Genomic DNA, 16333 nt, shown 5'->3' on the forward strand with positions numbered 1-16333 from the left:
CATTAGCAGACAAACAAAAGAGACCGGAATTTTTCCGGTCTCTTTTGTGTTCTTCTTTTCCTTTTGTCTGCTGCCCTAGTAGCGGTAGTTGTCCAGATCGACCAGGAATGGATAGTTCCGGGCCAGTTTAGCCCAAATCCAGTAGGTCAAGACCGTCAACAGGGCGCTCCAGCCGGCCGTGTAAAGGATGCTCATTCCTGCTTGCCCCAGGCTGGCCTGAGTCCAGCCGATCAGCCGGAAGATCAGCCAGACGTAGGCGCTGAAAGCGGACGTCATCAGCAACAGGCCGATCAGGCGGAAGATGAACAGCTCAGGAAAGACCCTGGAGTACCAGCGGCCAAAAGCAGACATAACCGGCAGCCCTACCGCGTAAACGCCAACGATGCCGTAAAAGTAAAGGTCGGCAATAACCCCGGCCGCCAGAGCCAGCCAGACTTCCTTGGCATTACGGTCATCTTCAAAGGCCACTACCATTACGGCAATCGGCAAAAGCAGCAAAGATGCCCGGCTATTGCCATAGCTCATGGTCTGGTGCAGGACTGCAGCCAGGCAGCCATCCAGAATCATGGCCACGTAAAGGGCGATCGCGACCACCCACTGCTTGAAAATCCGCATTAGCCAGTCACGCTCCTTTTAACCACCGTTACCACGGAAGTATCATCCAGGTTGCCGGCAGGCTTGATCTTGATCAGGTCAGACAGGCCAAAGCTGTCCTTAGTCGTGTTGGTAACCGTCCCGATCAACAGCCCCTTTGGCGAGGTCCCGCCCAAGCCACTGGTGTAAACCTTGGTCCCCTTGGTCAGCTTGCTTGAGCTGGAAGCCTGGGTAAAAGTAATCGTGCCGCCGGATTCCGCAGTAATGATCCCGTGGACGGTCTTGCCGTTGCTGGCTGTCGCCTGAACGGCAAAGCGGTTGGCAGAATCGTCAGTAGTCGTAATCAATTCGACCTTGGAAGTGACCGCGTCGACTTCCAGGATCCGCCCGATGACCCCGCCGCCGGACATGACTGCCATATTTTTCTTCAAGCCAGAAGCCTTGCCCTTGTCAATGGTCAAAATTTCAGTCCAAGAGTCTGCTGACCGGGAAACTACGGACGCGTTGGTCGTTGAGTAGGTCGTCAAGGTTGACTTGACCCCGGCCGCCGACTTGAGCTGAGCATTTTCCTTCTTCAAGGCCTCATTTTCAGCTTCGACTTGGGCAGTTTCTGAAACCTTCCGCTTGAGGTGGTCGTTTTCGCTCACGGCATTGATTATGGCGTCAACGTTATTGATGCCGCCGGACAGCCAGCCGACTGGCACGCTGACAATGCGCGAGCCCACGGAAACGATGTCGTTGCCAAGGCTCTGGATAAAGAGCGGGCTGTTCAAATCATTGCGCAAAAGGACAGTCGAGCCCAACAAGATGATGAACGCCACAACCGTTCCCAGCGCGGACAGCATTTTTCTGTTTTGAAAAAATTTCTTCATAAAAGTCAATCCAAACAAAAACCGGCTGGCAAGCCGGTTTTATTTTATTTACTTGTCTTACGCATTACGTCCAGGTGCTTCAAAGACTCACCAGTCCCAATTGCGACGCAGTCAAGCGGATCTTGGGCAATAAATACTGGAACCTTGGTTGCATCTGAAATGACTTCTGGCAGGTTCTTGAGCAAGGCACCACCACCGGTAAGCACGATACCATGGTCAATTACGTCGGCCGCGATTTCAGGAGAAGTAGATTCAAGCGTTTCCTTGATTGCGACAATAATGTCTTGAACGACATCTTGGATGGCCGTTGCCACGTCAACCGCGCTGATGTCCAATGACTTAGGCAGGCCGGAAACCAAGTCGCGGCCGCGGATGGTCATGGATTCAATATCCTTGGCATCTTCAACTGAGGCAGAACCGATTTGGATCTTGATGTCTTCCGCGGTTCTTTCACCAATCAGCAGGTTGTACTTGCTGTGAACGAAGTTGGTAATGGCTTGGTTGAACTTGTCGCCAGCCTGGCGGATTGAAGTTGAGGATACGATCCCGCCCAGGGAAATCGTGGCCACGTCAGTGGTACCGCCACCGATGTCAACGACCATTGAGCCGGTTGGCTCCATGACTGGCAAGCCAGCACCGATCGCAGCCGCGAACGGCTCTTCGATCACGTAGGCTTCCCGGGCACCAGCCACGCGGGCAGCATCGATCACGGCCCGCTTCTCGACTTCGGTAACGCCTGAAGGAACGCAGATCATGACTGATGGCTTTGAGTTGCCAACCGTCTTGCCCATGAAGTACTTGAGCATTGCGGCCGTAGTGTCGTAGTCGGCGATGACCCCATCCTTCATTGGACGGATAGCTACAATTGAGCCTGGAGTTCTGCCGATCATTTCCTTGGCTTCTGAACCAACTGCAATAACTTCGCCAGTTTTAGTATTCTTGGCAACGACTGAAGGCTCACGCAGGACGATGCCCTTGCCTTCAACGTAAACCAGGGTATTGGCGGTACCCAGGTCGATGCCGATATTCTTTGAACCAAATCCAAACACGGATATATCTCTCCTTAATTTACTCGCTTTAATCTTGATTAATTATAGCATAAAGCCCGTGAAATTCATGACCTCGCTTAAATTTTACCTTATTTTAAGAATAAGGCGGTGGCGGACTGGCTTTCTGCTGAGGCGCCGGGCGCTTTTTTCCTGGCGTCTCTGCTCTTTAGTATACCCGCTTTTCAGCCCGCTACTAACTAATTTTTCCTTAAAGCATGAAAAATGCCGATAATTTGTCAAAATTTTCTGAAAAAAGCATCACAAAACGGCCGCTGATTTTCAGCGGCCGCTGCCATTAAAAGAGGTCCTGCTCCCGCAGGCTTAAATATTCGCCCCCGCCCACCACGAAGTGGTCCAGAAAGCCGATCTTCATCAGCCGGCTGGCTTCTTGCAGGCCTTTGGTCATTTCAAGGTCGTTTTGCGACGGGGTCAAGGTCCCGCTGGGGTGGTTGTGGGCCACGATGATGTTGGCGCAGCCATAGATCACCGCCCAGCGGAAGACCTCCCGCGGGTGAACCCAGGACCGGTCCAAGGTGCCTTGAAAGAGCATCTTCTCCCCGATCAGGTTCTGCTGCTGGTCAAAATAGAGCCCCCAGAACTGCTCCTGCTTCTCGCCCAGGAGCTTGTTGGCCAGGTAGCTGCCGATCTTGGAGCTGTTGTTCCAGTTGCGGCTGCGTCTGACGTCGGTACGCCGGAGCCGGTCCAAGGCCACTTCGGTCGTCAGGGCCAGATCAGGCGGACAGTCGGGACCGGAGGCATAATCCACCAGGTCCTTGAAGCTGTCGATCCCCTGCTGGGCCAGCCAGTCCCAAAGCTCGTCAAAAGTCTTGACGGGCAGCTGGCTGAACAGCAGTCTGAGCAGCTCGCGGTCGCTTTTGATGTAGTAGTAGTTTGCGGTCATATCTGTTTCCTTTTTCAAGTAAAATCCCCTGCCTTTCACTTACTACTACACCAAAAAGGGGACTTTTTACCGAATTTTTTCCAAAAATTCCCAAAAATCTTTGCAAATCAAGCTGGCCCGCTCCTGGTCAGCGGCTTTAGGCGCCAGCAGATCAGGAATCATGACCACGTCCAGCCCCGCGTTATAAGCGGCTTCAACGCCTGTGCTGGAATCCTCAAAGACCAGCAGCTCCGCTTTGGCCAGGCCTGACTTCTCCTGCGCGGCCAAGTAGACGTCCGGGGCCGGCTTGGAGCGGATTTTCCGGCGGACCGCGTCATCATGGGACAAGATGAAATCAAAGCAGTTGCGGGTGCCGGTCACCCAAAGGTTCTGCTCGATGACTTTCTCGTAGTTGCTGGAAGCCAGGCCGATCGTCAAGCCCAGCTGTCCGAACCTGTTCAAGGCGGCATTGACGCCCGGCTTGAGCTTGAGGCGCCCCTCCCGGGTCCACTGGTCCACCAGATCATCAGTGCGCTTGATAAAGGCTTCCCGTTCTTGCCCGTTCTTGAAATACTTATGGTAAAACTCATCCATGGCCGTCATCGAGGCCCCGACCAGCTTTAAATAGGTATCAGGGGCCAACCCCAAGTGGTACTCATTTGAAGCCTGGATGTTGGCCTTCCAGTAGAGCTCCTCTGAGTTGACCATTAAGCCGTCCATGTCAAAAATCACGCCCTTTTTTTCATGGGCAATTCCTGCTACGCGCATCGCTGTCTCCTTTTGCTCTCTTGCTTGGACTATTCTTTTTCCGTCTGCTCAGCATGCAGCTTGAGCAGAATGGCACTGACCAGGTAGAAGGAACCGGAAACCAGCAGCAGGTCTTCATCCGCCAGCGCGGACGCCATTTTCTGATAGGCCGTCCACGGATCAGCCTGGTAAGAAAAGCGGTCCAGGTACTTGGCCGGGAAGTCTTCCTTTCTGGCTGCCCGCGGATAATCGACCGTGGTCAAGACCACGTCGTCCTCAGCCTGGAACAAGTCCAAGACCTGGTCAATGTCCTTGTCCTTCATCATGCCAACCAGAGCATGCAGACGGCCGCGTCTGGCCTTGGCCTGGCCGTGGGCGAAGTGGAGCAGGTTGCCCATGGCTTGCAGGTTGTGGGCCCCATCAAGGACGATCATCGGCCGGCGCTGGATAATCTGGTAGCGCCCAGGCACGACCGTCTCATTGATGGCGGCTTCCGCGGCTTCCGCTTCCAGGCTCATGGCTGGGTTCTTCAAGCACAAGAGGTTGAAGGCCCGCAAGGCCATGGCCGCGTCGAAAGTCTCCACTTCCGGTCTGGGCAGGAGATCATATTTTTGCCCGCTGGCCAGGGAAACCACGAACTTCTCGCTGCCCGCTTCCAAGACGCGGAAATTCTTGCCCAGCCAGTAGCCGGTGCTGGCTTCTTCTGCAATCTTCTTCTCCAGAATGCCCTTGACGCTTTCCGGAATATTGCCCAAAACGACCGGACGCTTGTACTTGATGACCCCGCTCTTTTCCCGGGCAATATCCTGGATCGTCGGCCCGATGATCATTTCATGGTCCAAGCCGATCGTGGTAATGATGCTGACTTCCGGCGTGATGACATTGGTCTTGTCGTGCTCTCCCCCGATGCCGACTTCAATTACGGCATAGTCGCAATCTTTATGGGCAAAATAGGCAAAGGCCATGGCCACTTCGTATTCAAAAGTCACCAGGCCAAAGTCTGGGTCCTGGTCCTGCTCGCGCACTGCTGCCATCGCCTCCCAGACCTCATTGGCCACGTTCAAGAGGTCAGAATCGCTGATCCCTTGGCCGTTGAGCTGAATGCGCTCATTAAAGCTGATGATGTAGGGGGAAACGAAAAGGCCAGTCTGCTGACCGGCCTTTTGGAGCAGATTACTCAAATAGTATGAAGTTGACCCCTTGCCGTTGGTCCCTGTCACGTGAATGGTCTTGACCTGGTCCTGCGGATTGCCCAGCTGGGCCAGCAGGCGCTTGATGTAGGTCAGATCGCTCTTGTCATGCAGGTGGGGCAAATGGTAGAGATAATCTGTAAATTCTTTAACTGTCGTGAATTTCACGTCTTTAACGACTTTCCTTCAATTCTTGAATCCGTTCCTTGACGCCGGCCAGCTGGCTTTCATATTCAGCCTTCTTGGCCTTTTCCTTGTCAACGACGGCAGCTGGCGCGTGGTCAGTGAAGCCCTTGTTGGCCAGCTTCTTGCTTGCGCGCTCGACTTCGCCTTCCAGACGCTTTTCTTCCTTTTCCATCTTGGCAATTTCATCGTCAAGGTTGACCAGTTCTGACAGCGGCACGAAGATCTGGGCCCCGGAGATGACGGCCGTCTTGGCCAGTTTAGGGGCAGCAACCTTGGTTGCCACTTCAAACTTCTTCGGGTGCAGGAAGTTCTCAACGTAAGTCTTGTTTTCGTCCAGGATTTCCTTGTCGCTTTCGTTGTCCAGCTGGATCATGATGTCGATCGCGCTGGACATTGGCGCGTTCACTTCCATCCGGATGTTGCGGACGGCCTTGATGATGTCGATCAAGAAGGCCATCTTCCGGTCAGCTTCGGTATTGGTGAATTCAGGGTGAACGACTGGGTATTCAGCCACCATGATTGACTTGCCTTCATGTGGCATTGACAACCACAGCTTTTCCGTAACGAATGGCATGATTGGGTGGATCAAGCGCAGGATCTGGTCCAGAATCCAGGTCAGGTTGGCCTGCTTTCTGGCCTTCAATTCTTCGTCATCGCCATACAAGGCTACCTTGGAGATTTCAATGTACCAGTCACAGAAGTCGTTCCAGATGAAGTTGTACATTTCCCGGCCGGCTTCACCGAATTGGAATTCGTCAAAGAGCCGGGTAGTTTCCTTGACGGTGTGGTTCAAGCGATCAAAAATCCAGGCGTCAGCCAGGTCAAACTTGCTGGTATCTGGCATTTGAGCCGGCTTGGCATCTTCTGGCAGGTTCATGATCACGAAGCGGCTGGCATTCCAGAGCTTGTTGATGAAGTTCCAGGCTGAATCCATCTTGGTGTAGCTGAACCGGGTGTCTTGGCCAGGAGCCGTCCCGTTGAGCAGGAACCAGCGCAGGGCGTCGGCACCATACTTGTTGATCACGTCCATTGGGTCGATCCCGTTGCCCAGGGACTTGGACATCTTGCGCCCTTGCTCGTCACGGATCAAGCCGTGCAAAACAACGTTGTCGAATGGCCGGCGGCCAGTAAAGTGCAAGCTTTGGAAGATCATTCTGGAAACCCAGAAGAAGATGATGTCATAGCCCGTTACCAAAGTGTCGGTTGGGAAGTAGCGCTTGAAGTCTTCTGAATTTTCATCTGGCCAGCCAAGCGTTGAGAATGGCCACAAGGCACTTGAGAACCAGGTGTCAAGCACGTCTGGGTCTTGATCCCAGTTTTCGATGTCTTTTGGCGCTTCCTCGCCAACGTACATCTCACCAGTCTCCTTGTTGTACCAGGCTGGAATCCGGTGCCCCCACCAAAGCTGACGGGAGATGACCCAGTCGTGGACGTTTTCCATCCAGTGGTCCAAGGTGCCTTCAAAGCGGTCCGGCACGAAGTTGACCTTGTCGTCGCCCTTTTGATTTTCCAAGACCTTGTCAGCCAGCGGCTTCATCTTGACGAACCATTGGGTTGACAAGCGCGGTTCAACCTGCACGCCTGAGCGCTCTGAGTGGCCAACTGAGTGGACGATTGGCTCAACCTTGATCAGGTAGCCTTCAGCCTTCAGGTCCTCAACCAGCTGCTTGCGGCAGTCGAAGCGATCCATGCCAGCATACTTGCCGCACTTGTCGTTCATGGTCCCGTCATCGTTCATGACGTTGATCCGGGCCAGATTGTGGCGGTTGCCGACTTCAAAGTCGTTCGGGTCATGGGCTGGGGTAATCTTGACCAAACCAGTCCCAAATTCTGGGTCAACGTGCTGGTCTTCAATGATTGGAATCTCGCGGCCAACCAAAGGCAGGATCAAGGTCTTGCCCACCAGGTCCTTGTAGCGCTCATCGCCAGGAGCCACGGCCACGGCGGTGTCCCCGAACATGGTTTCCGGACGGGTCGTTGCAATCTCAACTGAGCCTGAGCCATCCTTAAGCGGGTACATGATGTGGTAGAAGGCGCCTTGGTCGTCCTTGTGAATGACTTCAATGTCGGACAAGGCCGTGCGCAGCTTTGGGTCCCAGTTGATGATGTATTCGCCGCGGTAGATCAAGCCTTCCTTGTACAGCTGCACGAAGACGCGGCGGACGGCCTTGGACAGGCCCTTGTCCAGGGTGAAGCGCTCGCGGCTGTAGTCCAGGGACAAGCCCAGCTTCTTCCATTGGCTCTTGATGATGTTGGCGTATTCATCCTTCCATTCCCAAACCTTGTCAATGAACTTTTCCCGGCCCAGGTCGTAGCGGCTGACGCCTTGTTCACGCAGGCGGGCTTCAACCTTGGCTTGGGTAGCGATCCCGGCGTGGTCCATCCCCGGCAGGTAGAGGGTGTCATAGCCCTGCATCCGCTTGTAGCGGATCAAGGTGTCTTGAATCGCCGTGTCCCAGGCGTGGCCCAGGTGCAGCTTGCCAGTAACGTTTGGCGGCGGAATAACGATTGAGTATGGCTTGGCCTTCTTGTCACCAGATGGCTTGAAGAGATCTTCATCAAGCCATTCTTGATAACGCCCAGCCTCAACCTCATTTGGGTTGTATTTAGGTGCTAATTCTGTCATAAATTTCCTCCAATAAAAAAGTCCTAGACATCGAAATGTCTAGGACGATTTAGTAACCGCGGTACCACCTAGCTTGGGCACGAATGCCCCTGCTTAAAACGGCGGTAACGGCGCGCAGACCCGGATCGACCTACTAGCAGTTCAGCCGACCAGCTAATCAAGCTACCAGGCGGCTTCCGGTCTCTCAGCATAATGACCTTTCTCTGTCATGAAGCGCCACCTCTTGTTTCTTGCTGTTGGAATGAAGTATAGCATAATTTTGCCCAACAAAAAAGTGGAATCTGCTATCTGCCTAAGGCGGCCAGCTCCTGGCGGGTCAATTCCCGGTATTGGCCCGGCTGCAAGCTGGCATCTAGGGTCAAGGTCCCCATGGTGAGCCGCTTAAGCTCGGTCACCTTCATCCCTTGGGAAGCAAACATCCGCTTGACCTGGTGGTACTTGCCCTCAGTGATCGTGACCAAGACCTCGGACTGGTCCTGGTCAAAGTCCTGCTTCAGGATCTCCAGCTTGGCCGGCTTAAGCTGGCTTCCATCCCTCAAGCTGATGCCGGCTTGAAAATGCGCGGCCGTATTTTCATCCGCCACGCCGGCGATTTTAGCCCAGTAGCTCTTGGCCACATGAAATTCCGGCGCCAGCAGCTCATGGTTGAGCTGGCCGTCGTTGGTCAACAGCAGCAAGCCAGTCGTATCCTTGTCCAAGCGCCCAACGGGTGCCAGGCCTCGGTAGCGGTCAGCTGGCTTCAATAAGTCCAGCACCGTCTTTTGCCGGGCATCTTCCGTGGCCGACAGGACGCCTTTGGGCTTGTGCAGCATGAAGTAGTGAAACTTCTGGTAGCCGATCTCCTGACCATTGACCGCGACCGTATCCTGGTCCTTGATCTTCTGCTTGGCCGTCCGGCAGACCTGGCCATTGACCGTGACCTGCCCGGCCTTGATCAATTCCTTGACCTGGGAGCGGGTTCCCTGGTTCATGTCCGCCAGGTATTTGTCCAGGCGCAGCATTATAGCAAAGCGGCGTCTTCGTCCGCGATGTTGTCGATAAACTTCTGGCCTGGATAGATTGGGGTGACCTTCACGCCGGCCAAAGCCCGCTCAAGCAGGCCGTCCACGTCAAGGCGGGCCTCGTATTCCCGGGCCTTGTCGATCTTAGGCTTGGTCTTTGGCCGCGGCGGGGCAAAGATGGTGCAGCAGTCTTCAAATGGCTGGATTGACAGGTCAAAAGTTCCGATCTCTTCAGCCTTGGCAATAATCTCGTTCTTGTCCATGGTGGCAACTGGCCGGATGACTGGCGTCGCGGTCACGTCGTTGATGGCAGCCATTGACTCCAGAGTCTGGGAAGCCACCTGGCCGACTGATTCGCCGTTGAAGATCGCCAGGCCGTGGCGCTTGGCCCGGATCATGTCCGCCAAGCGCAGCATGAAGCGGCGCTGAACGGTCATCAAGTAGCCTTCCGGCAGCTTTTCCTTGATGGTTTCCTGAATTTCGGCAAAAGGCACCTGGATGAAGTTAATCTTCCCGCAGTACTTGGCCAGGATGCTGGTCAGTTCCATGGCCTTGGCCAAGGCCTTCTCTGAAGTGTAAGGCGGTGAGAAGAAGTGGACCATTTCAATGTCCACGCCCCGCTTCATGGCCAGGTAGGACGCTACTGGCGAGTCGATCCCGCCTGACAGCATCATCATGGCCTTGCCGGCAGTGCCGACTGGCATCCCGCCGATGCCATGCAGGAGCTGGTTGGAAATGTAGGCCCCGTCCTGGCGGATTTCCAGGCGCAGAACCATGTCCGGCCGCTTCATTTCCGCCTGCAGGCCGGTCATATGGTTGTAGAGGTAGTCAGCCACCAGCTGGTTCAATTGGTTGGTGTCATACTCGTACTTGTGGTCGCTTCTTCTGGTGTTGACCTTGAAGGTCATCCCTTCCTTGTAGGTGGCCTGCATCAATTCCAAGGCCGTCTTTTCGATCTCTTCCAGGGTCTTTTCCGTCCGGATGACCGGCGAATAAGTTTGGATCCCAAAGACCAGCTTCAGGCGCTCGTCCACTTTTTCAAATGGAGTGCCATTCAAAATGATGTGCATGCGGTCATGGTGAGTCTTGATGGCCAGGTCCGGGAAGTCGCGCAGAACCTTCTGCACGTTGCCGGCCAAGCGGTTGATAAAGTCCTTGCGGTTCTTGCCCTTAGTGGAAAGCTCACCGTAGCGGACCATAATTTCAGTGTATTGCAATGTTATTCTCCTAAGTGGTTAATCTTGGCAAAATGCCGGTAGATCTTGTCGAAGGCCGCGATAAATTCATCGGCTTCTGCCAAAGTGTTGGTCTCGTCAAAGCTCAGGCGGACCGCGCTGGTGGCGATGTCATCAGGCGTTCTCATGGCCACCAGGGTGCTGGCTTCATCAGCCGTCTTGGACGCGCAGGCTGACGTCGTTGAGATGTAGATGTCCTGCTCTTCCAAAGTGTGCACCAGAGTTTCGCCCCGGATGCCTTCCAAGGCAAAGCAGAGCACGTGCGGGGCAAAATTGTCCTGCATTGGCGAGAAGATGTGGATGCCCGGCTTGCCGGCCAGGTAGTCGCTAATGCGGCGCTTGATAGCCGTTTCGCGGGCAGCCTTCTCGCTTTCGCCGGTCAAAACCAGACGGGCGGCCCGGGCCATGGCCGCGATCGCGGCCAGGTTTTCAGTCCCGGAGCGCAGGCCCTTTTCCTGCCCGCCCCCTTCGCAAAGGGGCATGATCATCCGCCCCTCCTTCTTGTAGAGGATGCCGATCCCGCGCGGGCCGTGGAACTTGTGGGATGAGAAGCTCATCATGTCGACGCGGCTGGTGAAGACCTGGTCCCAAATGCCCTTGCCGAAGGCCTGGACGTTGTCCACGTGGAAGTGGACGTTCGGGTAGTCTTCCAGGATTTCGGAAATTTCCCGAATTGGCTGAATGGTCCCGATCTCATTGTTGACCCCCATGATGGAGACCAAAGTCGTATCAGAATCCAAGGCCCGCTTCAAGTCCTCCGGGTTGACCCGGCCTTCCTTGTCCACTGGCAGGCGGGTGACCCGGAAGCCCAGGTTTTCCAGCTCGTTAAAAGTATTGGCCACGGAAGCGTGCTCCACGGATGAAGTAATCAAGTGCTTGCCAAACTCCCGCTTGGCCAGGGCAGTTCCCTTGATGGCGGTGTTGTTGGACTCGGTTCCGCCAGAAGTGAAGAAGATCTCGTGCGGCTTGACCCCCATGAGGTCCGCGATCTGCCGGCGGGAAGCTTCCAGCAATTGGTGGGCCCGGTCGCCCAGCTTGTGCAGGCTGGATGGATTGCCCCAAATATTCTTGACAACCTGATCATATGTTTCAAGTGCTTCCGGCGCCATTCTGGTCGTGGCACTGTTATCGAAATAAATCACGTTTGCTCTCCTTAAAAAAGCGGCCATATAAATGACCGCTTGACAATAATGTTTAATTTTAGTCCAAAATCAGGTCAACTGCAACGACTAAGCCTTAAGCTTCCTTGGGCTGGGTCGCCGTTTCCGCCTGCTCGCGGTAGTAGGAGCTCTCGATGCGCTGGTAGCTGCCTGGTTCAACCCGTTCAACCGCCGTGGCGATCGTATCCAAAGCGTCTTTGTAGTTGTAGTCGCGCTCGTAGCGCTTCATGGCTTCTCTTCTGGCCCGCAAGACCCCTTCATTGTCCAGGAACTTGTTGGAGTACTGCATGGTCAGTTCAAACAGATTGGCGGAGCTGATGATGTCATCGGCTTCCTTTTGCAGGCGGGCGACATCGTCAGAAATCTGCACCAAGTCGCTGGAGATCTTCTCCATGTTGATCCGGACCTGGTTAAGCTCCCGGCTGGTCTTGCCAATTTCGTTGATGACCAGGGTATACATCTGCAGGAAGCTTTCCGGAATGCCAGGCAAGTGCTGGCGGGTCAGGTGCCGGTAGACCAAAGAGACCTGCTGCTTGAATTCCTTGATGGACCGGTGGGCCACTTCTTCAGCATCGTACAAGCCGTCAACGGCTTCCGACAATTCCTTCTCCCGGTCCTCGATTTCCTGCAGGCGGCCCAGCATCCGGGTCCAGTCGCTTTCAACGTCTGAAAAGACCGCCCGGCCTTCGGCAATCTTCTGGGTAGCTCTGATGAAGTCAGAGTCCATCTTGTGGATTTCCCGCTCCAAAGCCCGGCTCTCGTCCAACTCCCCGTGGGTCAGCTCGTAGCTTTCATCAATGTGGTGCAGCTTCTTGATCAGCTGCTGGCTGATATTCTCCTGGTGGGACAGGATCCGCTGCAGCTTGTCCTGGTTCTTCTCAACGAAAGGCCGGGCCTTGTATTCCTTTTCCAGGATCGCGTAGAGGGTGTCGATTTCCTTTTGCACCTTCTTGATCCCCTTTTCACAGGTCTCAAGATCCAGCTTGGCCAAGTCCTGCTGGGACTTGTCGATCTGCTCGTTGGACTGCTTGACTTCCAGCAGGACGTCAAGATTGCCAAAGCCATACTTGTCATCGCGCATCTTCTTGTAGGCCGCGGAAATCTCATCCAGCTGGTCGCTGAAGACGTTCTGGAGCTCATGCTGGTCTTCCTTGACCTTTGGCAGCTTCTCCTGCAGGCTGGTCAAAGCACTCCGGATCGTCGAAAGCATCCGCTTGGCTTCCACGTGGTCGCCCTGGGCGGTCAGGCTCTTGGCCTCGGCAAAGTCGCTTTCCATGGCGGAAAGCTTGTTTTCGATCTCATCCAGGGCCAGGCTGTAGTCGTATGAGTCCGCCAGAATCGTCTTGCGGATTTCCCGGTAGGCCCCCATCAGCTCATCGTATTGGGCCTTGTTTTCCCGGTTGGACTCCAGCAGCTGGGTGAAAACCTCAGCGGAATTCTTGACGTTCTCCTCAATGGAGGCCACCAAGTCGCTGGCCTTCTTGATTGCCTGGTGACTCTTGAGCAGGCGGTAGCGGGCATTGTCATCAGCCGCTTCCTCGATCAGCCGCTGAATGGTTGGAAACTTCTCACTGGCCTCCTTGTAGCTCTTCTTCCAGGTGTTCAAGGTCGCCAGACTCTCCCCGGCCAGCTCCATCTGGTTCAGCTTGCCAATGGCCCGTTCCAGGTGCAGGTCTTCCATATTGCCCAAATCATTGTCCAGTTCTTCAATTTCGCGCAGGTGCCGCCGGTTGACCAGCAGCATCGCGGCGATCGCCACGATAATCGCGATAATGATCGTAATGATTAGTAGAGATTGTGTAGATGACATATCTTTCTCCTCCGCAATTACCAATATTATACCAAATGTAGGCGCCTTAACGAGCAAAGCTTTAATTTTCTGCCTTTTTTCTTGCTTTATGGCCCGGATGCTCTTATAATAGTCGTCGTGTAAAATATTTGCAGCCATAAGCGACAAGAACGTCAACATCTCGGGACGATTTTGTTAGTGAACGAGTAACCCACGCTGCACGGGCGAAAATGTAAACTCGAGATGCACGAATGTTGAGCTTATATTGTGATATTTTACTCCAAGAAATTTTATATTTATATCATTGGAGGATTTTTTATATGTCAAGATACACTGGTCCAAGTTGGAAGCGTTCAAGAAGATTGGGGATTTCCCTTTCAGGTACTGGCAAGGAACTTGCCCGTCGTTCATACGCTCCAGGTCAACACGGTCCTAACCAACGCGGCCGTTTGTCAGAATACGGCATGCAATTGCACGAAAAGCAAAAGCTGCGTTGGATGTTCGGCTTGAACGAACGTCAATTCCGTACTTTGTTCGCACGCGCCGGCAAGATCCGTGAAGGCCAACACGGCACCAACTTCATGATCTTGCTTGAACGTCGTCTGGACAACGTCGTTTACCGTCTCGGCTTGGCTACTACCCGTGAACAAGCTCGTCAATTGGTAAACCACGGCCACATCACTGTTGATGGCAAGCGCGTTGACATCCCTTCATACGAAGTTGCTCCTGGTCAAGTAATCGGCTTGAAGGAAAAGTCAAAGAACTTGCAACAAGTTAAGGACGCTTTGGAAGCTACTAACGCTCGTCCTTCATTTGTTTCATTCGACGAAGACAAGATGGAAGGTCAATTGGTTCGTTTGCCAGAACGCGACGAAATGGAACCTGACATTGACGAAGCCCTCGTTGTTGAATACTACAACAAGTTGCTGTAATATTTTTCAGGCTTCAAAAGACGCATGCATCCGCATGCGTCTTTTTTTTGCTTTTCTTTGCTTTAAATTTTGTTCCAGTTTGTTTTTGTTATTCTTCAGGCAAATTGTGTACAATAAACCCATAAAGGGAAACACAGAGAGGATAGAAAAGGTGACTAATATGGCTGATGACGAATTAGAGAAACGGGTTCAAAATGCCGCCGCGGGCATCACGCCCCAGACGCGGCCAGACGAGCGGCGCCGCTACCTGGGTTCTTTGCGCGAGCGGGTCTACGTCCGCATGAATCTGCAAGAGGCCCAAGATCCCCAGCTGACCAAGCTCTTCTTAGACCATTTCAGCGACTATCAAGGCTACACTATCTTGATCAACGGCAACACGCCAAATCCGCGCTTTGTCAACCGGGTTGAAGCCGCAGCCGCCAAGAGCGGAATCAAGTTCTGCCTGATCAATGATGAGACGGCCAGAACCGGCGATGAAGATTCAGCTATCCTGGTCGTCAGCCAGGAAGCCATCAACCGGATGCGGATCGAGATCGGCCAGGTCTACGCCCCGCCCCTGCCGGCGGAGGAGCTGGCCGCGCCGGCTAAGAAGAAAGAGGGCTTTTTCCACCGCCTCTTTCATGGTGACGCCAAATGAAGCCTTTAGCCTACCGGATGCGGCCGCGTGATTTGGACGAGGTCGTGGGCCAGCAGCACCTGGTCGGACCCAAGAAGATCATCCGCCGGATGGTCGAGGCCAAGCGCCTGTCCAGTATGATCCTCTACGGTCCCCCTGGCATCGGCAAGACCAGCATTGCCTCAGCGATTGCCGGTTCGACCAAATATGCCTTCCGCCAGCTCAACGCCGCGACCGACGGCAAAAAAGAGCTGGCTCAGGTCGCGGCCGAAGGCAAGATGAGCGGGACGGTCATTCTCTTGCTGGATGAAATTCACCGCCTGGACAAGGTCAAGCAGGACTTCCTGCTGCCCTTGCTTGAGTCCGGCCAGATCATCCTGATCGGGGCAACCACGGAAAATCCTTATATCGCCATCTCCCCGGCCATCCGGTCGCGCTGTCAGATCTTTCAACTAAAGCCCCTGACTGAAGCGGACGCCAAAACGGCCATCAAGCGGGCGATCGCGGATGAAGAGCGGGGCCTGGGCAAGTATCACGTGACTTTGACCGCTGACGCCCTGGAGCTCCTGGTTGAAAAAGGCAACGGCGACCTGCGCTCAACTTTAAACGGGCTGGAGCTGGCCGTCCTGTCAACCCGCCAGGAGCTGAAAGATGAAGGCCAAAGCGCGGACCAGGTGACGGTCACTAAAGAAGACATGGCTGAATCCCTGCAGATGAAGACCCAAGCTTTTGACGCGTCTGGCGATGGCCACTACGACCTGGTCTCCGCCTTTCAAAAATCAATACGCGGCTCTGACACCGACGCCGCCCTCCACTATTTGGCCCGCTTAATTGAATCTGGCGACCTGATTTCCATCTGCCGGCGGCTCTTGGTCATTGCCTATGAAGACATTGGCCTGGCCAATCCGCCGGCCGCTGAGCGGGCCGCAGCGGCTATTTGGAGCGCCAGACAGCTGGGCTTGCCAGAAGCCCGCATCCCCCTGGCAAACGCCGTGATCGAGCTCTGCTTGTCCCCTAAGAGCAATTCAGCCATCGGGGCCATTGACAAGGCACTGAGCGACGTCCGGACCAAGCGGGTTGGCGAGATTCCTGACGATCTAAAGGATGCCCATTACCAGGGCGCCAAGAAGCTGGGGCACGGCAATGGCTATGTCTACCCCCACGACTTTCCGGGCGACTGGGTGCCACAGCAGTATCTGCCAAACAATCTGTTAGGCGCCCAGTATTTCGCCCCCAAGGGCGAGTCCAAGTTTGAAGGAGCCTTTAAAAAGCAGTACCTCAAGCTGCGGCACATGCAGGAGGCGGGCCTGGCCAAGCGGAAGGCAGATCAGCCGTAAGCGCTTTTATTTTGCTTGACAAGCGGCAAGCGATTATATACTATAATAAGTGATCTGAGTTGATCGTCAAAAGCCTATTTGTAAATTAGTTGACCGATCAAACTTAAGGACGTGGTGGT

General features: G+C 54.3%; 14 protein-coding genes. 3 read left to right on the top strand and 11 right to left on the bottom strand.

Translation table 11 applies throughout. From position 1 onward, the window contains the following. Positions 1-75: 75 nt before the first annotated feature. The 11 genes from mreD to ezrA form a co-directional block, all read right to left on the bottom strand. Positions 76-615, bottom strand: coding sequence for a rod shape-determining protein MreD (mreD, locus tag FYJ62_RS01370; RefSeq protein ID WP_154546991.1), 540 nt, complete (start codon positions 613-615; stop codon positions 76-78). Next, positions 615-1466, bottom strand: coding sequence for a rod shape-determining protein MreC (mreC, locus tag FYJ62_RS01375; protein ID WP_195837366.1), 852 nt, complete (start codon positions 1464-1466; stop codon positions 615-617). Before mreC ends, mreD begins: the two co-directional genes overlap by 1 nt. A gap of 44 nt (positions 1467-1510) precedes the next feature. Next, positions 1511-2515: a rod shape-determining protein gene (locus FYJ62_RS01380; RefSeq protein WP_206987459.1), complete on the bottom strand. Its 1005-nt coding sequence runs from the start codon at positions 2513-2515 to the stop codon at positions 1511-1513. Between the two features lie 295 nt (positions 2516-2810). After that, a complete protein-coding gene (locus FYJ62_RS01385) occupies positions 2811-3416 on the bottom strand; it encodes a JAB domain-containing protein (RefSeq protein WP_154546993.1) in 606 nt (201 codons plus the stop codon). Between the two features lie 66 nt (positions 3417-3482). Then, positions 3483-4163: an HAD family hydrolase gene (locus FYJ62_RS01390; RefSeq protein WP_154546995.1), complete on the bottom strand. Its 681-nt coding sequence runs from the start codon at positions 4161-4163 to the stop codon at positions 3483-3485. Between the two features lie 29 nt (positions 4164-4192). Next, entirely contained in the window at positions 4193-5500 is a 1308-nt protein-coding gene (locus tag FYJ62_RS01395) for a bifunctional folylpolyglutamate synthase/dihydrofolate synthase (RefSeq protein WP_206987461.1), read from the bottom strand. Between the two features lie 4 nt (positions 5501-5504). After that, complete coding sequence (locus FYJ62_RS01400; protein WP_154546996.1) at positions 5505-8144, bottom strand: valine--tRNA ligase; 2640 nt, start codon at positions 8142-8144, stop codon at positions 5505-5507. Positions 8145-8428: 284 nt separating this feature from the next. After that, positions 8429-9145 (bottom strand): pseudouridine synthase, encoded by a 717-nt coding sequence (locus tag FYJ62_RS01405; RefSeq protein ID WP_154546997.1) that lies wholly within the window; start codon positions 9143-9145, stop codon positions 8429-8431. Beyond that, positions 9145-10362 (bottom strand): tRNA uracil 4-sulfurtransferase ThiI, encoded by a 1218-nt coding sequence (gene thiI / locus FYJ62_RS01410; protein ID WP_154546999.1) that lies wholly within the window; start codon positions 10360-10362, stop codon positions 9145-9147. Before thiI ends, FYJ62_RS01405 begins: the two co-directional genes overlap by 1 nt. A gap of 2 nt (positions 10363-10364) precedes the next feature. After that, positions 10365-11522, bottom strand: a complete 1158-nt coding sequence (locus FYJ62_RS01415; RefSeq protein ID WP_206987464.1) for a cysteine desulfurase family protein — start codon at positions 11520-11522, stop codon at positions 10365-10367. A 94-nt stretch (positions 11523-11616) separates the two neighbouring features. Next, positions 11617-13350 carry a septation ring formation regulator EzrA gene (gene ezrA / locus FYJ62_RS01420; protein ID WP_154547003.1) on the bottom strand — a complete coding sequence of 578 codons (1734 nt, stop codon included), beginning with the start codon at positions 13348-13350 and terminating at the stop codon, positions 11617-11619. A gap of 299 nt (positions 13351-13649) precedes the next feature. On the opposite strand from ezrA, the gene rpsD reads away from it, so the two are divergent. The 3 genes from rpsD to FYJ62_RS01435 all read left to right on the top strand — a co-directional run bounded on the left by rpsD (position 13650) and on the right by FYJ62_RS01435 (position 16214). Then, positions 13650-14261 (top strand): 30S ribosomal protein S4, encoded by a 612-nt coding sequence (gene rpsD, locus FYJ62_RS01425; protein ID WP_154547005.1) that lies wholly within the window; start codon positions 13650-13652, stop codon positions 14259-14261. A gap of 160 nt (positions 14262-14421) precedes the next feature. Next, positions 14422-14898: a YueI family protein gene (locus tag FYJ62_RS01430; protein WP_154547007.1), complete on the top strand. Its 477-nt coding sequence runs from the start codon at positions 14422-14424 to the stop codon at positions 14896-14898. Next, the gene (locus tag FYJ62_RS01435; RefSeq protein WP_154547009.1) at positions 14895-16214 is read left to right on the top strand and encodes a replication-associated recombination protein A; all 1320 of its coding nucleotides are present in this window, start codon (positions 14895-14897) and stop codon (positions 16212-16214) included. The genes FYJ62_RS01430 and FYJ62_RS01435 overlap by 4 nt, the downstream gene beginning before the upstream one ends. Positions 16215-16333: the final 119 nt, after the last annotated feature.

Source organism: Lactobacillus porci (assembly GCF_009695985.1).
Lineage (GTDB): Bacteria > Bacillota > Bacilli > Lactobacillales > Lactobacillaceae > Lactobacillus > Lactobacillus absianus.

Bases quoted from the DNA above. Each gene is read 5' to 3' on its own strand.
- FYJ62_RS01435 (WP_154547009.1), top strand. From the start codon at position 14,895: ATGAAGCCTTTAGCCTACCGGATGCGGCCGCGTGATTTGGACGAGGTC.
- ezrA (WP_154547003.1), bottom strand. From the start codon at position 13,350: ATGTCATCTACACAATCTCTACTAATCATTACGATCATTATCGCGATT.
- FYJ62_RS01430 (WP_154547007.1), top strand. From the start codon at position 14,422: ATGGCTGATGACGAATTAGAGAAACGGGTTCAAAATGCCGCCGCGGGC.
- FYJ62_RS01390 (WP_154546995.1), bottom strand. From the start codon at position 4,163: ATGCGCGTAGCAGGAATTGCCCATGAAAAAAAGGGCGTGATTTTTGAC.
- FYJ62_RS01400 (WP_154546996.1), bottom strand. From the start codon at position 8,144: ATGACAGAATTAGCACCTAAATACAACCCAAATGAGGTTGAGGCTGGG.
- mreD (WP_154546991.1), bottom strand. From the start codon at position 615: ATGCGGATTTTCAAGCAGTGGGTGGTCGCGATCGCCCTTTACGTGGCC.
- mreC (WP_195837366.1), bottom strand. From the start codon at position 1,466: ATGAAGAAATTTTTTCAAAACAGAAAAATGCTGTCCGCGCTGGGAACG.
- FYJ62_RS01385 (WP_154546993.1), bottom strand. From the start codon at position 3,416: ATGACCGCAAACTACTACTACATCAAAAGCGACCGCGAGCTGCTCAGA.
- rpsD (WP_154547005.1), top strand. From the start codon at position 13,650: ATGTCAAGATACACTGGTCCAAGTTGGAAGCGTTCAAGAAGATTGGGG.
- FYJ62_RS01405 (WP_154546997.1), bottom strand. From the start codon at position 9,145: ATGCTGCGCCTGGACAAATACCTGGCGGACATGAACCAGGGAACCCGC.